Origin of the sequence: Curtobacterium sp. YC1 (assembly GCF_016267665.1) — a bacterium.
Taxonomy (GTDB): domain Bacteria; phylum Actinomycetota; class Actinomycetes; order Actinomycetales; family Microbacteriaceae; genus Curtobacterium.
The window spans coordinates 22,894-41,268 of sequence record NZ_CP066342.1 but is presented as its reverse complement, the minus strand read 5'-3'; the positions used below and the strand labels follow the sequence as shown (position 1 = coordinate 41,268).

General features: G+C 67.1%; 19 protein-coding genes. 9 read left to right on the top strand and 10 right to left on the bottom strand.

Annotated elements, in window-relative coordinates; genetic code table 11:
• Positions 1-35 precede the first annotated feature (35 nt).
• From I8920_RS15910 to I8920_RS15890, 5 genes are all read left to right on the top strand, one after another.
• A complete protein-coding gene (locus tag I8920_RS15910) occupies positions 36-476 on the top strand; it encodes a hypothetical protein (RefSeq protein ID WP_198658809.1) in 441 nt (146 codons plus the stop codon).
• A 354-nt stretch (positions 477-830) separates the two neighbouring features.
• Positions 831-1,079: a glutaredoxin domain-containing protein gene (locus I8920_RS15905; protein WP_198658808.1), complete on the top strand. Its 249-nt coding sequence runs from the start codon at positions 831-833 to the stop codon at positions 1,077-1,079.
• Positions 1,079-1,528: a hypothetical protein gene (locus tag I8920_RS15900; protein WP_198658807.1), complete on the top strand. Its 450-nt coding sequence runs from the start codon at positions 1,079-1,081 to the stop codon at positions 1,526-1,528. Before I8920_RS15905 ends, I8920_RS15900 begins: the two co-directional genes overlap by 1 nt.
• 17 nt (positions 1,529-1,545) lie before the next feature.
• Complete coding sequence (locus I8920_RS15895) at positions 1,546-1,791, top strand: hypothetical protein (RefSeq protein ID WP_198658806.1); 246 nt, start codon at positions 1,546-1,548, stop codon at positions 1,789-1,791.
• Between the two features lie 252 nt (positions 1,792-2,043).
• Positions 2,044-2,289, top strand: coding sequence for a hypothetical protein (locus tag I8920_RS15890; protein ID WP_198658805.1), 246 nt, complete (start codon positions 2,044-2,046; stop codon positions 2,287-2,289).
• 217 nt (positions 2,290-2,506) lie between these two features.
• On the opposite strand, the gene I8920_RS15885 is transcribed toward I8920_RS15890, so the two are convergent.
• Together I8920_RS15885 and I8920_RS15880 are read right to left on the bottom strand one after the other, a co-directional pair.
• A complete protein-coding gene (locus tag I8920_RS15885) occupies positions 2,507-3,187 on the bottom strand; it encodes a hypothetical protein (protein WP_198658884.1) in 681 nt (226 codons plus the stop codon).
• 165 nt (positions 3,188-3,352) lie between these two features.
• Positions 3,353-3,718 carry a hypothetical protein gene (locus tag I8920_RS15880; protein WP_198658883.1) on the bottom strand — a complete coding sequence of 122 codons (366 nt, stop codon included), beginning with the start codon at positions 3,716-3,718 and terminating at the stop codon, positions 3,353-3,355.
• Positions 3,719-4,080: 362 nt separating this feature from the next.
• On the opposite strand from I8920_RS15880, the gene mobC reads away from it, so the two are divergent.
• The 4 genes from mobC (at position 4,081) to I8920_RS15860 (ending at position 7,598) form a co-directional block, all read left to right on the top strand.
• Positions 4,081-4,392: a plasmid mobilization relaxosome protein MobC gene (mobC, locus tag I8920_RS15875; protein WP_198658882.1), complete on the top strand. Its 312-nt coding sequence runs from the start codon at positions 4,081-4,083 to the stop codon at positions 4,390-4,392.
• Positions 4,389-5,981 (top strand): relaxase/mobilization nuclease domain-containing protein, encoded by a 1,593-nt coding sequence (locus tag I8920_RS15870; protein ID WP_198658881.1) that lies wholly within the window; start codon positions 4,389-4,391, stop codon positions 5,979-5,981. The genes mobC and I8920_RS15870 overlap by 4 nt, the downstream gene beginning before the upstream one ends.
• A 39-nt stretch (positions 5,982-6,020) precedes the next feature.
• Positions 6,021-6,899, top strand: a complete 879-nt coding sequence (locus tag I8920_RS15865; protein WP_198658880.1) for a hypothetical protein — start codon at positions 6,021-6,023, stop codon at positions 6,897-6,899.
• A 114-nt stretch (positions 6,900-7,013) separates the two neighbouring features.
• The gene (locus I8920_RS15860; protein ID WP_198658879.1) at positions 7,014-7,598 is read left to right on the top strand and encodes a hypothetical protein; all 585 of its coding nucleotides are present in this window, start codon (positions 7,014-7,016) and stop codon (positions 7,596-7,598) included.
• Positions 7,599-7,788: 190 nt separating this feature from the next.
• On the opposite strand, the gene I8920_RS15855 is transcribed toward I8920_RS15860, so the two are convergent.
• The 8 genes from I8920_RS15855 to I8920_RS15820 form a co-directional block, all read right to left on the bottom strand.
• Positions 7,789-8,907 (bottom strand): hypothetical protein, encoded by a 1,119-nt coding sequence (locus I8920_RS15855; protein ID WP_198658878.1) that lies wholly within the window; start codon positions 8,905-8,907, stop codon positions 7,789-7,791.
• A 1,053-nt stretch (positions 8,908-9,960) separates the two neighbouring features.
• The gene (locus I8920_RS15850; RefSeq protein ID WP_198658877.1) at positions 9,961-10,536 is read right to left on the bottom strand and encodes a hypothetical protein; all 576 of its coding nucleotides are present in this window, start codon (positions 10,534-10,536) and stop codon (positions 9,961-9,963) included.
• 341 nt (positions 10,537-10,877) lie between these two features.
• A complete protein-coding gene (locus tag I8920_RS15845) occupies positions 10,878-11,276 on the bottom strand; it encodes a DUF4913 domain-containing protein (RefSeq protein ID WP_198658876.1) in 399 nt (132 codons plus the stop codon).
• A gap of 8 nt (positions 11,277-11,284) precedes the next feature.
• Positions 11,285-13,057, bottom strand: a complete 1,773-nt coding sequence (locus I8920_RS15840) for a type IV secretory system conjugative DNA transfer family protein (protein WP_198658875.1) — start codon at positions 13,055-13,057, stop codon at positions 11,285-11,287.
• Entirely contained in the window at positions 13,054-14,748 is a 1,695-nt protein-coding gene (locus I8920_RS15835) for a hypothetical protein (RefSeq protein WP_198658874.1), read from the bottom strand. The genes I8920_RS15840 and I8920_RS15835 overlap by 4 nt, the downstream gene beginning before the upstream one ends.
• Positions 14,748-16,250: an SCO6880 family protein gene (locus I8920_RS15830; protein WP_198658873.1), complete on the bottom strand. Its 1,503-nt coding sequence runs from the start codon at positions 16,248-16,250 to the stop codon at positions 14,748-14,750. Before I8920_RS15830 ends, I8920_RS15835 begins: the two co-directional genes overlap by 1 nt.
• Positions 16,247-17,593, bottom strand: a complete 1,347-nt coding sequence (locus I8920_RS15825) for a hypothetical protein (protein WP_198658872.1) — start codon at positions 17,591-17,593, stop codon at positions 16,247-16,249. The genes I8920_RS15830 and I8920_RS15825 overlap by 4 nt, the downstream gene beginning before the upstream one ends.
• Positions 17,593-18,375 carry a hypothetical protein gene (locus tag I8920_RS15820; protein ID WP_198658871.1) on the bottom strand — a complete coding sequence of 261 codons (783 nt, stop codon included), beginning with the start codon at positions 18,373-18,375 and terminating at the stop codon, positions 17,593-17,595. Before I8920_RS15820 ends, I8920_RS15825 begins: the two co-directional genes overlap by 1 nt.

Here is an 18,375-nt window from a genome sequence, read left to right as displayed (position 1 = left end):
CACCCGGCCACGAAGCCTAGAGAGGAACGCCCCGCATGCACATCACCTACGAACGCCCCGCCACCATCGGCGAGCAGATCGACCCGGAAGCACCCGCCGCGGACCTCGACCCGACCGGCGCCGAGTGCGCAGCGACGACGTACGACGTCGGCGGCCTCGAATGGCACTGCACCCGCCGCCCGAACCACACCGACGACGAACACCGCGCCGCATTCGACGTCCACGGCGGCGGACCCACCGGCGCAGTCGCGTTCGCCTGGCAGTACGAGTGGGGCGGGGCCGGGCACGGCCCGTCCTCCACCGAACCCATGACCACGGTCACCGTCACCGTCTCGTTCCCGTCGACGGCATGGACGAACGAGCAGCTGCCCGACGCGATCGCCGACGAGATCCGCTCCGTGTTCTGGGAGTGCGACCACGACGACGTCACCGTGGCCACCACCGCGACGAGCACCCAGCACCCCGTCACGGGCTGAGCCGCGGACGGCGGCGGCTGTCTCCGACATGGTGAAAAGCGCCGGGACGACACCGTTTAGGAATGCGCGACCTGCTATTGCTATCGGGTGACGGTAATAGCAGCACGGCGTTAATGCTCCTGGGGATTCTCAGCCCTGCCGTTGTTATGGATGCCCCAGCCGTACGTTCGTAAACGTCATGCTCTGGTGCCAAACAATGCAGGTGCATAGGTTGTCAACAGGTGTGCCGACCTGCAGAAAAGGGTCAAAGAATGTGCGGAAAAGGGTACCTATTTAGGGCCGCGCGTTATAGGATAGAAGCATGCAACGGGGGAGGGCCCCCACCGCATCACAATCTTCTGGAAGGTGATTTCGATGAGCGTCACGGTTTACACCAAGTCTGGTTTCTGCGGCATGTGCATGGCCACCGAGCGTGCCCTCGACTCCGCCGGCATCGAGTACACCGAGGTGGTCCTCGACGACGTCGACCAGGCGCAGATCGAGGAGTGGAAGACCACCCTCGGCATGAACGCGCCGATCGTCGTTACCGACACGGAGACCGGCTCGTGGAGCGGGTTCCGCCCCGACAAGATCGGCGAACTCGCCTCGAGCGCGGCCGCGTGATGACGATGACCCTCGAGCGTCCGACCACCGTCCGCCCCGACGCCGTGCAGCAGCCCACCCGCGACGCCGTCGACGAGCTCTACGCCGGCGACACTGTGGCCGCGTTCCGCGCCATCGACGCCGCCACCGCGGACCCAACCGAGCACGTCCACGAGTGGGAACTCAGCGACGAGCAGCGGCAGGTGTGGGAGGCCGGCTACATGGTCGGGTTCCAGATGGCCGCCCCGGCGCTCATGGCCGAGGTCCTCGAGCTGCGGTCCCGCCTCGAGCAGGCCGAGCACGACGCAGACCGGTACTACGCCGAGATGTGCCGCCGACCCGCCCCCGCCGAGCCGGACCGCCCCACGTTCGCGGAGATCTCCCGGACCCGCGGCGAAGACGACCGCGCCGCCCGCCACGAAGCGACGATGGACCGCATGTTCCCCCAGTACGCCGGCGCCCGCGCGTGATCGGGGACACTGGACCGATGACCACAGCAGCGAGCTTCACGTCGACTGTGGGAGGAGCTGGGTTCGAGGTGCCCGTCTGGGTGTTCCTCGTCGCCTCGGTGCTGCTTGTGCTCGGCGGTGTCGCCGCGCTCCTCGCCCGCCGAGCGGACGAGGAAGGGCGTGCACTACGCGCCCCGGTCCCTGCCACGGCAACAGTCTTGTTCGTCGTGGCCGCCGTGGTGTTCCTCCCACCGTTCGCGGTGCTGGTGCAGGCGTTCTTATGAGCACCGGGCAATCGCGGGTTGACGACGTCGTGGCGCTGCTGCGATGAGGGCGGGTTGGAGGGTGTTCGAGGAGATTACGACGAGCACTCCCACGGAAGACAGACCATGACGGGCCAACGGCGATTCCAGTTCGCACGCGACGCAGGGACTCCTGCACGCAGCGGTGAGCCACTTGTCGATGCGTTCTCAGCGCCGGCGAACCTCGACGAGCTCGCAGCGCCGCCAGCGGACCGAGGCAACGCGGAGATCCCGATGGGGGAGTTCACCGCGAGGGAGTGGGCAATCTTCCGTCAGGGGCAACGGTGGGGGTACGAGTCTCGGCAAGCCGAGGTCGACGCCGCGTGGAACGCGTATAACGCTGCGGACTTCGACGCCGACCGGTACTACCGGGCTGCATATGACCACGACAACCACGACTGCGCCATCCATGCGAACAAGGGCCGTTACCAGGGCGCCGCGACCCGACTCCTGCACTGGGACGAACCAGACGACGTCTAACGGGTGCCCGTCTCATTCCACAGCGCCGTGGAGCTGCTGTGGGCGGGGCAGAGGTCAACGAATCCACGTCGCCGGCCCTCAGCGCTGTTCGCGGGTAACCAGGACTGCTCACGGGCGATGAGTCGGAGCCCTTCGATGTCTTCGCCGTCGTAGGCCGGCACGAGCGTCGCGGTGCACCCGGGGTGGTCGCACCTCATGATCACGGTCGGATTCACGGTCACGGCTGCAGTCTCCCGTACCGCTCGGGCGTCACAGCCACTCCCACGCGGTGACGTGGCCACCGGGTGCGCCGGCGTCTTCTGCGAACCTCTCCGGAGCGTTCCACCGAGCGGGTCGCGTAGAGGGCTTCCGCGTTGGTCGCGGAGCCGAACTCGGCGTACGCGTTCGCTGCGAGCTCGACGGCGCTTGCGGCGCTGCCGGGGTCGTGTTCGAGGTGGTCGATTGCGTCGTTGACGTGGTCCCGCACGCCATCGGCATACCCGTCGAGGTCGGCCGTCTCGACGACTCCGGAAGCGAGGTCGTCTTGCGTTGCTGCTGAGTTGCGCAGCCCGAACTCGACGCCGCGGACGGCCTGGTCGTGGAACCGGTCGGTGTCGGCTGCCGCGGCGATCTCGCCGAGGGGCGCCGCGGCTGCGACGCCGGCATCTTCGTGTGCTGCGGTGAACAGGTTCACCGCCCGTTCTGCAACCGCGGGCGAGGTGCGCTGCCATTCGCCGTACGCCTCAGCTGCGACCCGGACGGTCGTTGTCGGTGATGCGTTCTTCACGGTCAGGTTGTGCATCGCGTCGTCGAGCGCGGCTGCGCGCTCGACCGCGGCCGCGGTGACCTGATCCTCCGATGTCCTGCCTGCGGCGAGGTCGTCGCGGGTGCGTTCGGTGGCGCTCCGGCCGAGGTCCACGCTTGAGCGTGCGAGGTCGGCGAGCGAGGACGCCTGTTCGGCCGCCCGGTCGTCCTGCGCGGGCGTGGTGATGGGTGTGCGGTTCTGTCGACGGAACCGGGCAAGGAATCCGGTGCGGGGTTGCGGGTCCGACATGGTGCTCCTCCTTCGTCTGTGGTCCGACCGCTACGCGGCGGCCTGGTCTGCTTCTGGATCGGATGTGTCCGCGGCTTCTGCTCGAGGGATCTCGCGCGCCGGGGTGGTTGCCGCGCTGCCGCTGGAGTTGCGTCGCCGGGTGGTGCTGGTGCGCTTCTTCGCCGGCTTCGGCGACGCCGTCGGCAGTCCGAAGCTGGCGAGCTCGGCTTCGTTCCATCCCGCGTCGACGGCGAGAGCGACGGCGGTGTCGAGGTCTGAGCGGAGCTGCGCGAGCTGCGCTTCGGCGTCGGCCACTGCGTCGGCTGCGGTGACGGTGTCGCGGAGCGCTGCGAGGCGCTGCTGGTGCGCTTCTTCAGCGCGGCGGGTGATTTCGTCGAGGTTGTATCTGGTTGCCATGCATCCAGTGAAAGACGGGCTCACGCGCGCAAGGTCACACACTTTCGACGTGCGCCGAACATCGGACTCGCGATGCTCGTGCCGTCCCTGCTGAAACCCGGCCGTGCTGCGCACGTGAAGGCGCTAGGCGCCGTGCTGGTGCGGAGCAAGCTATACATTTACGTTCCGTAAGTGGCTTGATCTGCTTCCGTTCCGGAGGCAGATGCGGCAGGCTGGGCCTACCGGTCCCCGCTTGGGGCGGGTTCGTTGCACTGGGCTGGAGGGCGTTGATGGCAGAGGCAGTGCCTTCGGCTCGGGCGCGTTCCAGGCGCCGGCGAGCGAACACCAGTGCTGGTCCGCGGAACATCCCGCACAAGGTGATGGTGAACGCGGAGGAAGAGGCGGCGCTGGTCGGTCGGGCGCATGCTGCCGGCGGGATCACGATTCCGCGGTTGCTGCTGGAGAGTGCGTTGGCCGAGCCGTCGGGCACGTCGTCGACCGAGCGCCGCGATCGCGTCGCTGACTTGTTGACCATCCGGCGGCTGCTGTCGGCGAACTCGAACAACCTCAATCAGATCGCGCGCCTGGCCAACGCCGGTGAGGGCATCGCGGGCGAGCTGCCGCACACGCTGCGTGCGATCCGGACGTTGTGCGATCGGATCGACCGGATCCTTGTTGAGGAGTACGCCCGATGATGCCGAACATCACCCGCGGTGATCGTGCGTCCGGGCTGCTGGCGTACCTGGTGGGGCAGTCGACGCGGGAGGCGCATCACCACTCCAACGCGCACACCAACCCGCACGTCGTGGCTGGCCACGACGCGATCGTGCACGATGCGCCGGCTGGCGAGCTCACGATGGACGACGCGCTCGACATCGCGAACCAGCTGGACATGCCGCGTCGCATCTACGGGACGCGGGTGACGGTACCGGTGAAGGAGTGGGACGCCGCCGCCGGCAAGAAGGTGAAGGTCGGCGAACGAGACGCACACGTGTGGCACGCGTCGCTGTCGATCAAGGCCGGCGAGGGTCCACTGTCAGATGCGAAGTGGGGTGACATCGCGCGCGACTTCGTCGACGGGATGGGCTTCACCGATCCCGACGGTGCCGGTTCGTGCCGGTGGGTTGCGATCCGGCATGGCGAGTCCGCCGGCGGGAACGATCACATCCACATCGCGGTGACGCTGGTGCGTGAGGATGGTGAGAAGGCTCGCGTGCACGATGACTTCCGTCGTGCGCAGCGACTCACGAACGAGCTGGAGCACAAGTACGGCCTGACGGTGCTTGCCTCCCGTGAGCAGGACAAGTCCACGCTGCGGGGTGTGACGCCTGCAGAGCTTGAGCGCGCACGTCGCGACGGTGACCGCGTCACGCAGCGTGACGAGCTGCGCCGTCGGCTGCGTTCCTCGCTGGCGGTCGCGACCGACGAGGTGTCTTTCATCGACCAGTGCCGCCAGCACCGCGTGCTGGTGCGTCCGCGGTTCGATAAGGACAACCGCGACCGTGTCGTGGGCTACTCGGCAGCGATCGTCCCCGAAGTCATCGACGGCGTTCGGCAGGCGCCGATCTGGTTCGCCGGGTCGAAGCTCGACCGGAATCTGGGTCTGGGGCAACTGCGCGAACAGTGGCAGTCTGACCCTCGAACGGAAGGGGACGCCGTGGTGTTCTGGAAACGGCGCGGACGCGTCGAGAAGCAGCTCGAAGACATGCCGTCGTCGCTCGGTAAGCGGCCCACGTCGGACGAGATCCGGCAGCTGAACGAGAAGTACGGCGAGACGGTGCTGCCGGACTTCTCGGGAGCACCGCAGGCTGCGTCGATGTCGCCGGCGGAAGCGTCAGCGTTCTACGCGCGTCTGTCGATGCTGACGGAGCGCGCCGTGCACGGGCCGCTGGCGGAGACGTCGAACGAGTTGGCGCAGGAGGCGCAGCCGCCGCGGCGGGGCCGTCGCGGGCAGCCGAGGGTGCAGCGCGGTGACGCCGCCTACTCCGCCAGGCTCGCGAACCGGGCGACGTCGACGAGCTCGAGAACCGGGTGGACGGCAGTGTTCCGACAGGCATCCCGCACCGCGGGTGCTGTCGCCGTCGCACGCCGCGAGCGTGCAGCCCTCGTCGAGGCGCAGCGCCTTGCCGCGTCCACGACGGAAGCGAACGCCGCATGGGAGCGGTGGGCGCAGTCGATGGGCTGGAACGACGCGGTCCGGCAGGGGCCGGCGCCGGTTCAGCCGCAGTCGCAGACGCGTGCACCGCGTCGCGGCCGAGGCACCGATCGTGGCCAGGGTCGCTAAGACCAGTAACACCGAACAGCAGGGGAAGGGTGAGTAGTTATGTCGGAAGAGGAGATCGGTCAGGAAGTCGATCGAGTGATCCGAGCGGCCTCGATGGCCCTCGGACAACTTCGCGAGCACGCGTCGCGGAAGCAGGCCGAACGGGACGCAGCGACCCGTACGCAGTACGACGAGCAGCGGCGCCTCCTGCAGCAGCGAATGGGCGAGCTGCACGAGGCCGTGCGCAGCCCCGACTTCTGGGCAGCCGCGAACGGTGAGCGTGTTGCCAACACCGTCGACGTCATCGTCGCTGCCGGCCCGGACGCCCCGCACGGGCAGAACATGTACGACACCATCCGCGGCAACCTCGAGCGCCGCTACGGGATTGACCTGGACGAGCTCCGCACGACTCACGCCGGCGACGCAAGCGGACGGCGGCGGGCGCTGATCGACGCGGTCGACGATGCCGTTGCAGCGCGGAAGCAGTCTGCCGACGCAGACGCCGGCACCGCCGATGACCTCGCCTCGGAAGCAGCCGTCGTCGCCAGTCCGGAGAAGCACGCGGATCTCGTTGACGGCAGCGAGCAGGCGCTCACGTCGGCGGACGTCGAGTCACAGGACGCGAACGCGCTGCAGGCAGGTGCGGACGCCACGGCGACCGCGGCGATCCCTACCGACCAGTCAGCCGCATCCACCGCCGCGCAGGCGCCCGGTGGAGCGCCTGCGGCGCCGGACACGCCTGCCAGCGCTGCGATGGCAACTTCGGGCGTCACGGGGTCGCTCACGGCCACGCAGCAGGCGCGCGCGACGGTGGATGCCAGCTACCCGATGACCGTCCGGGAGTCGCTGGCGTCGGCCGCGGGCACCGGCCAGGTGAAGCCGCAGAGGACGGCGGCAACGCCACGCAACCGCCAGCGCGAAGCCGCCCGGGTCCGCTGACGAGAAACCCTCGACAGCGCCGCCCCGCCATCGAAGTTTCCCGGCCGGAGACTTCCGTCGGCTTCCGGTGGTTGTGGGCGGTACTAAACAAATTCCTTACGAAGGTGCGGAGTCATGACCGATGTCGGGGGTGTGGCGACGATTGTGCTCGGGATCGCCACTCTGATTCTGTCGATCCTGACTGCCGTCGGGGCAGCGCGCGCGAACAGCGAGCGTCGCCCGGCGCAGCGCGCTGACGATGCCGTGCAGCTACTCCGCCAGCTAGACGCGGTTGATGAACTCGATGGCGAACCGAAGGCGCTCAACGTGGGAGAGGGCCTCACAACGGTTCGTCGGGAGCTCATCGGCGTGGTGCGACAAAATGCTGCCGTGTACGCAATGCGTCAGCGGGAGTCGATCTGGGGATCGTTCGTCCGCACGATGCTGTTCGTGGAGGGCTTGTTCGTGACCGTCTTCGGCGGATACCTTCCCCTGCTGTACCCGGGAGAAGAGCAGAGCGTGACCCTCTCCATCGTCTTCCTCATCAGCGGAGTCGTGCTGGCGTTCTCTGGGACGGTCCTCGGGTACCGTCATCAGCGCTTCCGGGCCGCGCGCCGACTTGCGGGGACTGACCCACCGACTTTCTTGGCCCAGGTACAGGATCTGCGCCGAATCGTCCGGAATCGACGTGCCGTGCGCCGCAGTCGCGTCCGTCCCTAGGTAAGCCCCCTCGTCAAGACGATGCCGTGGATGGCGGCCTGTACGCCGAAGAGATCCGCGGCAATCGCCGCATAGGAAGGTGCGGACACGCCTGTCCAGGGGGACGATGTGCCGCAGCGGAACCCTTGGCTGATCTCCGCGAGCTAACGCACCGCCCGGCACCGCTCCCACCCCCGGCGACGGCATCCCGCTACTCGGGTTCGTCGTCGCGGTCGAAGCGGCTGAGGTATGTCCGGACGGAGCGGAACGTGTCGACGCCGACGAGGATCCCCTCGCCCAGCGAACCGAGGCTCGTCAGCATCCAGCCGGCGCCGGCGGCGACTCCCACGCCGACCGCCAACGGCGTCCGCGCGGCGCCGGCCCACAGCTCGAGGTAGCTGCGCAAGCCAGCGAAGCTGAGGGTCTGATCGACCAGGTCATCCGAGACACCTAACTGGTCCTGCGCCGCCGGGAGGCTCGCCTCGAGTTCGCGGCGAACCGGCTCGGGGGCGGCGTCATATGCGGCCTTGAAGTCATCAGCAGCTGCCCGGACACGGGCGTAGTCCACGCCCAATGGGCCTGTTGTTACCAATGCGTCCGCGAGGTTCTCGGTCGCCTGCAGCAGGCTCGGTGACTTCGCGACCGGTGCGTACATGGTGCCGAGACCGTCGAGGCGTGTCGCACTCCGGCCCTGGTACCCGGCAACCGCGACATCGAGCGAGGGCGCCACGATGCTGTCAAACCGGAGCTGCCGAAGAGTCTGCTGCTGCACCGCGTACGCGGTAATGGCCGGTTGCATGAGCCGGATCGTGCGCTGCAGCTCCGCGCCGTAGTTCAGGTCGAACTGCCGTACGCTCTGGAACGCAGGAGCGATCGCCTGCGCAGCCGAACGGTTCATCTGCGCGATGGCCTGCGCCGCGGGTGCGGCATCCCGGATGATCTGCAACGTCGGTGCGAGCTGCTGGACCATCTGCTCGCGCCACGCCGCTGCCTGCGCTGCGTAGGGCTGTACGGCAGTAATCGCGGACTGGATGGACCGCATCGTCTGTGTGATCGACACCTGCTGCAGGTTCGGGACCGTCGCTGCAGTTACCGCTGCCGTCAGCGCAGCTGTGCTCTCCTGCACAGCATCGAGGGCTTCAGCTCCCGCCGCTGACGCGCTCTCGGCTTCTGACTCGTTCTCGCTGTCGTCCGGCTCTGCTTGGTTCGACACGTCGGTCATTCGGTGGTCCTTCCCCGTCTGTGGTGCGCTCACTCGTACCGGGATATCAGTGTGCCGGTCGAGGCGCAGCCGCTGGCCCACGTTCGCCGCGAGCGTGATGAGTAACATGACGAGCGTCTACTCAAGCCGATAATGTATCTTATGTCAGATTCACTGGAGTGCCTTCGGCTAGATGAGTGACGTGCAGCCCGCGGCCTTCGTGCTTATGGCCCCGCGGTGCGCACGCGTGCCTTCGATGGCTGCAGAAACGCCACCTCGAGGATGCGGCCGCCCGCCCGCGCCCCAGGTTGTGCCCTGCCCGGCGCTCGGGCTTGGTCGACTCCCTCCCGGCTTGGATCCGCTTGCGATCGCATTTGTGTGGACTATGTCGAGATGCGGACGCTTTTTCGATGCATGGTCTGCGGTCCCGAAGAATCGTTGAAGTGCGCCAGGTAATACGAAACCTAGGTGGAGCCGCCGCGCGGCGCGCACATGGTCTACGAAAAGACGAGACGACCGGCCCCCGGTCCGACCCGGGCGCGAATGACTCAGTCACCCGCCGCCATGCGGCTACAACGGAGTCGTGACTCTGAGAATGACGAGTGACAATCCTGTCAAAGCAGCCACCGCGCCGATCGCGGCGAGAGGGAACCAAAGGCCGATAAGGCCTCTCCGATGGCGACGAAGACCCAAAACTGCGCCAACGGCAACCACGGCAATGCCGCCAAAGAAGGACAGCCCCATGCTGCTGAACCAGGGCCCGTCGCCGCAACCTGTGCGCGGACCGGCCCAGCAGAGCCCGTAGGCGTAGAGATTCTCATTGAACACGTATCCGGCGGAGAAGAGCACTCCAACTACTCCCACCGCGAAGAGAATCCAAATAACAAATGAGTCCGCGCGGGAAAATCGCCCTTCTTGTATTCTCCGAGAATCACGTGACTTCATCCGAATTGCCTCAACCATTTCTCCATCTTTTTTGCTGTGGCGGCATTCTGATAGGAGTTATGCACGTCTAGGGAGACCCCGGGCCCCTGGCAGAAAATATCGTCTTTATAACACCAGGATCGCACCTGCTGCACCCTCTTCCCCTTATTGTTTTTAGCGGTAAGCTTATTCACGGAGTAGTGCCAAGAACTGAGCTTGCCATAGAAGGGGCCGTTTCCGGGGGCATCTACCTTTTCGTTAGGGTAGTACGTCGGGTCGCCCCCAAGTACTCCTCCCCAGAATTCCAACTTCGCAGTCTTTGAAAGTTTCCCCTTGGCCGCCGGCGGCGGTGCCGTCGGTGTTGGCGGTGTAGTAGCCCTGCACGTCGAGGATCAGGCGCGCGGCTGTCTCGGTCGACACCTGGATGGTCCCGTCCGCGCTCACGGCGACGATGGCGGTGTTGGAGACGTACTCGCCAGCGTTGGCGTTGTAGATCAGCATCGTCGTGCGCGACGTGTCAGCGTCCGGACGGCCGAACAGCGTGCCGGCAGACGGAGTGCTGCTGACGGTCGCGTTGAGCGACACGGCGCCCACGGTGCCGTCGTCGGGGATCCCGGCGACGCCGGCGATCTTGATCGTCCGGTACTTACCGGCCTCCATCGGCGTGCCAAACCCGCCGGTACCGACCTTGGTGTCTAGGACACGGCCGGACGCGGGTACGAACACGCCGCCGGTACCGGTGTCGTTGATCGCCTGCGCCGGCGTGGCGACGAGTAATGATCCAACAAGTGCGAGCGCGCCGAGCGTGGCAGCAGCAAGGCTGCGCCTCCTCACACGCGGAGCGTGCAGAAATATGCGCACGAACCCCCCAGTTCCAAAGTGACCGCACCAATTGCTCTCAGCTTCTGGAGCATATGAGGATTCGGGACACGTTCTTCCCCTACACGTTTGGGGGTAGACAGGAAACCCCTGATGAGGACGGGTAGTACCGCGATGGGCTTAATGTATCTTCAGGTAAAGAACCTCTAGAAATCCCGGCGGCCTGAGTGTCCGATCGTCTGTCGAATGAACTTCGCAGCGTCGGCGTCAGCACCGGAACGCCATCCAACCTCTGAGTATCGAGGCTCGGGCTCCTGCGTCGCGAGTGTCCTGACGACGAGTGTCGATGGTCGCGGTTACTCGTCGTCAGGGCGCTGCGCTGGGAACATCTCGGGTACGTCGGCCTGTGAGCTCTTGTATTTATCGGCTGCGAGTCGCCAGAAGGGACCGTCCTCGCCGGTGATGACGTCCATGAGTGGATCGAATGTGTCCTTCCAGAACGCGGCCATCGCCGTCATTCCTGCTTGGTCCGGGAGACGGTCCCACTCCCATGCCCGCCACATGGCTTCGAACCGGTCGAGCACTTCCGGGTAGTCGAACCAGTTCTCCGCCCACAGGTACTGCTTCGGGTTCCGGCGGAACATCGGTCGCACGAACCCGTCGACGAACTCGTACACGTTCTCGTACACCGGCTCGATCGCCAGGCTCGGCGTCGCGTCGGCTGCTTCGGGCTCGTTCTCGTCGAATCCCTCCATGAGTGCACCTACTTCCTGCTCGTGACGCTCGCGCCGGCGTTCCGACGGACGGGCTTGCCCTGCTTGGCAGCGCGGGCTTCGTAGTAGTCCTGGGATGCCTTCGCGTCGGCTGCGTAGGGCCGCTGCGAGATGTGGTCGAGCTGCAGCAACACCGGCGGTGTCTGCGACGCGAGCATGACCGCGCGGCCCTTGGGCATCGCGGTCAGGTCGGCCTTGTCGAGGATCCGCTCGCGATGGAGGGACCTGGTTGTCGACGTCCCGCCGATCTGGGTGCTGCGGGACGTGGAGACCACGTCGTAGTCACCGATCGACGTCGACACGAACTCCAGGAAGTCCTCCGACAGACCAGAGCCCACGACGCGCACGTTCGCGGCTGACCAGAGTTTGCCCATCCCGGTCTCCCCGAATGCCTCGACGCCCTGCTGGCGGGACTGGAAGAACGCGGACATGATGATGCCGCGGGAGCCGTAGTGCGAGTACACGTCGGGGAGCTCGCGCCACCGGCAGACGTTCGCGACCTCGTCGAGGACCGCCATCAGCGGTGTGGTCAAGCGTCCACCGACCTGCCGGGAGCCCACTCGCTCGGCCGCCTCGAGCAGCGCCATCGTCAGTGCGCCGGTGATCGCTCGAGCGGACCCGCCGCCCTCCTTCGAGATCAGGTAGATGGTGTCGGTCGACGTCACGAATGCTTCGGTGTTGAGGTGTGGCCGGTCGGTGCCGTTGTCGGTGATCCACCGGGCCACGCTGCGCATCCCGAGCACGCCGATCCACGGGCGCAGGGTGCCGTAGACGCCGTCGCGTTGCTTCGGTGTGAGCCCCTGCGTGCTCCCGAGTGCTTCCCCGAGGTGGGCTTCCCCGTGCTCGATCAGGAGCAGCGCGGGATCGTCCTCGTCGTCGGGGTTGTTCGCCCACTTGAACACGTCCGTGATCGGCCGCTCATCGAGAGCAGCAGCGAGCAGCAGCCGGGACAGCGTCTCCTTGCCGGCGGACTCGAAGTAGGCGTCCTGCTTCGCACCGGCCGACGTCGACGAGGTGATGAAGATGTCCGCCAGCTTCTCCGCGGTCTGGATGTCCCGCACGAACGTGAGCGGGTTCCACCACCACGAGGGCGCTTCGCCGATGATGTCCTGCACGTCGTGCACCCACACCACGCCGGTCTCGGACCGAGGTCCGCGGGTGATGTCGACGATGTCCCGCTTGTTGCTCGTCGCGATCACGGGCCCGCGGGTTTCGAGGATCTGCGGAACACACACGCAGCTCGTCTTTCCCGCTCGCGGTCCCATGAGCCAGATCTGCACCCACTCCCACGACGCGTACAGCTTCTCCTTCGTGTTCACGTGCGTGCCGAGCGTGACGCCGATCCCGGCGCCGGTCGCGCGGAGTCGTTCACTGTCGACGGTCGCGGCCGCCTCGTAGAACTCGATCGCCTCGTCCCGGCCCGCCATGTACTGTGCCTTTCCGTCGATCCGGGTGCCCTGCTTGGTGAACCCGCGGAACATCCACACGCTGTAGCCGACGATGCCGGCGCCGGCGCCAAGAAGGATCCCGGTCACGAGCACCTGCGGCACCGTCACGTCGAGATCCCCGCCGAGGTACCCGGTCAGCACCTGCGACGGTCCGTGGTTCGGCATCGCCTGAACCGACGGGTTCACCAGCGATCCCGCCCACGCGATCAGCCCGAGACCGACCGTCCCGCCGGCGGCGCAGGCAAGCCCGATGGTCGGCCCCATCTCGTTGCCCGGCTGCGGGCGCCGGTTCGGTTGCCGCGTGCTGACGCTCATGCTGCCGCTCCCACCGTGTCGTAGCCGGCCTCGTGGTCGTCTCTCCAGCTGCCGTTGGTGTCGTTCGTGCCCATCTCCCGGGCGGTGAGGTGCAGCTTGAACGGGGTTCCGGGCCTCTTGCCGATCTTCAGTAGGAACTTCCCACGGCCGGGCGGTTCCGCGGTGACCCCGTCGGGGCCGGTGTCCGAGCCCTCGCCGGACCAGTCGGTGATCATGCCCCGTTCCCGCTTGGTCATGCTGAACACGGTGGCGAGGTTGCCCATCTCCCCTTCGGACAACCCACCGAGGAACACCATCGCGGACCGGCTGACGAACCCCCACGCGATCTTCGTCAGCTCGTCGGTGGAGAGCCGCAGATCGTCCATCGTGTGGGTGATCATCGCCTGCCCGATGCCCCGCTGACGGTTCAGCCGAGTGAGGGAGTCGAGGTAGTAGACGATCGCGTTCGAGGCCCGCAGCGCCAACCACAGCTCGTCCATGACGAGGAAGTAGTGCTGCGAACGGCGCAGGCCCGCTTCGGAGAGGTGCTTCTGCGCGGACACCAGTGCGGAGCCGTAGTTCCAGCACACGGACTGCACCGCGCCCAGGAGCTCCACTTCAGACTCGGGGATCGCAGACAGGTCGAACGAGAACGCCTGCCCCATCTCCACCCGCTCGGTGGTGGGGCGAGCGAACATGCCTCCGAACGTGCCGGTGCCCGTGAGGGTGCCGAGGGTGTCGAGGAGTGCTTCCGTGCGGTCCCGGTACCGTTCCTCGACACCGCGGTCCTGCACGATCTCGGACAGGCGCTCTGGCCGCGACCGGATGAGCGCGGCAACGTCCTCGATCAGCGGCGCCGTCTCAGTGAAACGGTCATCGAGCATCGCGAGCGCTGCGGCGATGACGTTCGACTCATGGTTCTCCAGTCGACCGTTCCGGGCGATCGAGAGCAGCCCCATGAACGTCGTCATCCGACGGCCACGCATCTCCTCGAGCGCCTCGTCACGACGCTTGATCGCCTGCGCACGGGCTGCAGGGTCTTCGATGCCTTCGCCGATCTGCCGGAGCTCGGCCATGATGTCGACGAAGTCGAGCGGGTTGACGGCGGACTGGCCGCGGCCGAGCCGGATCACCTGGCCGGCGAGCTCCTTGATGAGGCCGGAGTACTCGCCCTTGGTGTCGGAGAGCACCATCGGCAGCACACCCCATGCGCGCAGCACCGTGATGATCCGCTTCGTCAGGGCGCTCTTGCCCAGGTGGGGGCGACCGATGATGAAGCAGGACGGGTTGTTGATCCGCTTGGTGAGGAACCACGAGATCGGATCCGCGCACACTGTGGAGTTGTTGAGTAGGTGCCGCCCGAGCGGGACACCGACAATCGGCGCACCCGCACCGAGCGCGAACGGCCACAGTCCGCAGACGTGCACGCTCGTGCCGAACCCTTCCGGCTGCGGTTCGATGTGGTTCACCCGGCCGGCGCCCGGCACGATCCAACCCTTCGGGCCGGGGGTGGCGGACGTGGATTGTTGGTCCTTGGCCTCACCGATGAACCGGTCGCGCAGCGATCGCTTCTCGGAGGCGACACCGGTGACGCTTGCTGACATGCGGCGCACCTGCCGGTCCAGCCGGCGTGCCTCGCGGCGCGTCAGCTGCATTCCGTCCTGCAGGTCCTGTTCTGTCGCTCGGAGGCCGAGCGCGGTACGTGTGGGCATTAGATCCACTCCTGAATGAACTGGCCGAGCGGGGCGTGGGCCATCGGTACGACGCCCAGTGGGAGACCTGCCTGGAATGCGACGGCCTGGTTACCCAGCGCCTCTCGCATCCGCAGCCGGCCGGCACGGGAGGTCAGCCCCGGGATGACCTTGTCGAGCCGGGCGAACTCGGCAGTGTTGATGGTGGTCGCAGTCACGAGCAGCCCGAACAGGAGCAGGCCGGCGCCGTCCTGCAGCTCCTCCTCGCTCTGCCGGGCGGCACGGAGCCGGCGCCGCTGCGCCGCGGTGGACTTGGCGCTGTTGACCATCTCCGCGTTGCTGCCTTCCTTGCCGACGGCGTCGACGGCGTCCTTGTCCCACACCGGCCGGTACAGCAGCGTCACCCGCTTGCGGAGGACGCCCGAGACGGGGCGGAGGACCGCGCCGAGCGAGCTCGAGCGGAACGTGCCCGTCGGGGGCACGTGCATCTCCCACGTCTTCGACACGGCACGGTCGTGGTAGTACCGGTCGATGTGTTCCCGCTGGAACACCGGCCCGGCATCCGCCCACGTCAGGCCGGTACCGCCGTCTGCGCGTGCCTGTTCAATCGCCGGCGCCACGATCGGGTCGTACGCGGCTCGAGCGTGATCGACGATGTCCTGCGCGGTGCAGGCACGAACGCCGCTACCGGCGCCGGTCGAACCCAGGTCGACCATCAGGATCGGAAGACGAGCACTGATCTCCGCCGCCATCGCCTGCAGGCCCTGGTCGGAACCCTCCTTGTCGAAGCCACGGCCGCTGAAGGTGATCGCGATGCGCGTCGACACCATCGGGGTGTTCGCGCGGATTTCCTCCGGCAACGACTTTGCGATGTCGCGGGCGTAGTCGGATGCGGTCTCATCGAGTTTGCCGTTCACCATCCGCTCGAGGCGCTGGCCGGTCTCCTCGGAGGTCTCGACGCTGACGGACGCACCGACGATGTCGCCGCTCTCGCCGAGCGCCGCCAGCCACGCACCCCAGTGGGCCACCATCGAGTCCACCCGTTCTGCGTCGACGAGGGCGTCGCCGTCGGGGAACACCTCGAGCACCACGGTGTAGTGCTTCACTCCTCGGAGCCGGATGAGGCCGAACCGATGACCGTAGCTGTCGACGTGCTCGCTGAGCTCGCTCGGCGCGAGTAGCCCGGGCAGCCGGGTACGGCCATCGGGCGCCCGACCCGCAGGGCCCTGGACGAGGACGGTGTCGCCGCGGCGTTCGCGGCTGCGGAAGAACATGCGGATGACGCCTCTCTGGTAGATCGTGCGGTCGCTCTTGTCCTTGAACACCGACGCAATCACCACGGCGATCGCGAGCAGGGCGAGGACGCCGGCGGCGATGTACTGGGTGACGATCGTCGCGATCATCACCATGAACAGCAGGAACCCGGCGATGCCGAGAACGCCCAACGACAGACCCCAGAACCCCTGCTTTCCGGGCGGGGTGATGTTGCCGTACGTCGGCGCCTGGTAGCTCTGGTCGCTCATTGGTCTTCTCCTTCCACGGCGCCGTTCACTGCGCCTGCCGCCCCGTTCGCTCCCTTTGCGATCGAGGCCAAATCCGGACCGCCGCCACTCGGCGAACCGTCTTTCCCAGCCGAGCCGGAGGGGCCGGCGACACCGGCGGAGCCGTTCGACGTCGATGCCCCCTGGCCTCCGCCAGCGGTCCCGCCTTGCGCCGGCTGGGAGCCGCCGCCGGTGCCGGCGGCCGGCTGGCTGCCGGAACCTGCCGATGCGGCAGAGCTGCTTCCAGCGGCTGCACCGCCACCACTCGAAGAACCCGCGGAACCAGCAGCTGCAGCGGGTGAAGGGGTCGCCCCGGCGGCCGCAGCGGAGCCCGCAGAGCCCGCGGAACCGGCCGCGCCAGCGGCACCAGATGCGGCGCCCCCTGCCGCGGCCGCGCCGCCGGCCGCGGCAGAGCCACCAAGGGTCACGATCGCGGCGCCGGTCGCCGCAGCGCCCGCGAGGATCGCGCCGCCGGAGAACATCCCGGACACACCCTGGGCCGCCATCGGAACGATCGCTTTGATGATCGCTGGGAGTGCAAGACCCGCCAGCGCGAGCGTCGTGACTCCTTGTGTCGTCGTCATCAGCGCAGAACCGGCCGTGCTGAGGTCCTTGACCGGCTCACCCTGCAGTGAGAGCAACCCGAATGCGTAGATGACGGCGGCGACCGGCTTGTAGAGCAGGAACGCCCACAGCCACCCCTGCACTTTCCGATATGCCTGGTCGCCCATTTCGCTCTCGGATGCAGCTGCCAGCGAGGGCAGGAACACGAAGATCAGGGAGATGACCACCGTGCGCAGGATCATCAACATGAGGTTGGCGATCGCGCCGACGAAGCCGAACAGCGCCATCATCATGCCCGGCCCGATCCCAGGCTGCATGATCAGCTGCACCGACAGCACTTGGGACAGGTCGAGATCCTGCCCCGTGACTTTGTTGACGATCCACGGTGAGAAGTCATCGCTCGCCTTGATCAGCGTCGTCACAAGTGCCGCGGAGACACCCTGCACAAGGACCAGGTGCACGACCATCTTCAGCCCGCGGCCGCCGGAGCGGATCTGCCTCGTGAAGCCGATCCTCCCGAGCGCGAAGAGGAGCCCGATGACGGCGAAACCAGCTGTGAACCAGTGGAGGTTGTTCTGCAAGGTGTCGATGACGGTGTTGTCCTGGACCGTCGGTGACGGTGCGTTGAGCCAGAACGTGTTCATCACCTTGAGGAAGTCGAGGCCCGCTTCCGCGAGGCTCTTCACCCACTGGGTGATCTGGTCATCGGCCGCGTTCTGCAGCTTGCAGCCGACCTGCCAGAAATGGCACTTGTCAGCCACTACCGATCGCCTCCCCCGTCGTCCATTGACCACGTGGTGAACGCCTGCGGGTTGGTCACTTCTGCCACGGTCAGGTCGCTCGTGCCGAGGTCCGCTTTCCAGTTCTGCGCGCTGGTGTCCCACACCAGCGCGACGGTCCACGCTCCGACTGTGCTGCCCTGCTGCGCAGAGATCCGCACGGTCACGGCGTCCTCATCGGTGCCGATGAACTGGAAGCCGGAGAACTGTGCGACGTCGCCGCCCGTCTGGGTGTGCAGGTCCGGGTCCTCGCCCGCGATCCACGCATCGCGGGCGGTGTTGTCGACGGCGGCTTCCTTCGCGAAGGCGGCGTAGTCCCCACCGGAGACACCATCGATGAAGTTCGCCGCAGCGAACAACGCGCCGGCCGGCGAGTGCGCGAAGCAGCCCCACTTGGAGCCGTTCGCGACTGGCCCGTACGTCTTCGACGTCGGGACGAGCACGTACCCGTCCGGTACCCACTCCGCCTTGGGCCCCTCCGTCGGAATAGAGGTGTCCTTCACCGGCACCTTGCACGTGTCGCTGGGGGGTTCGCCGGTCCCGCCGGCGACGGGTGCGCTCGAGGGCGCCCTGTCGCCGGCGGACGCCGACTCCGTCGTTGTTGCCGGCGCTGTCTCTCGGGTCTGGCGCGGCAGGAACAGCGCGACGACGAGGCCGATGATGACGAGGAGCACGAAGCCGGCGGCGATGAACCACCAGGGGGTGAACGGGCTGGAGTTGCCGCCCGCGGTCTCCGGAACGGTGTTGTCATCCTTCTGAGCCAT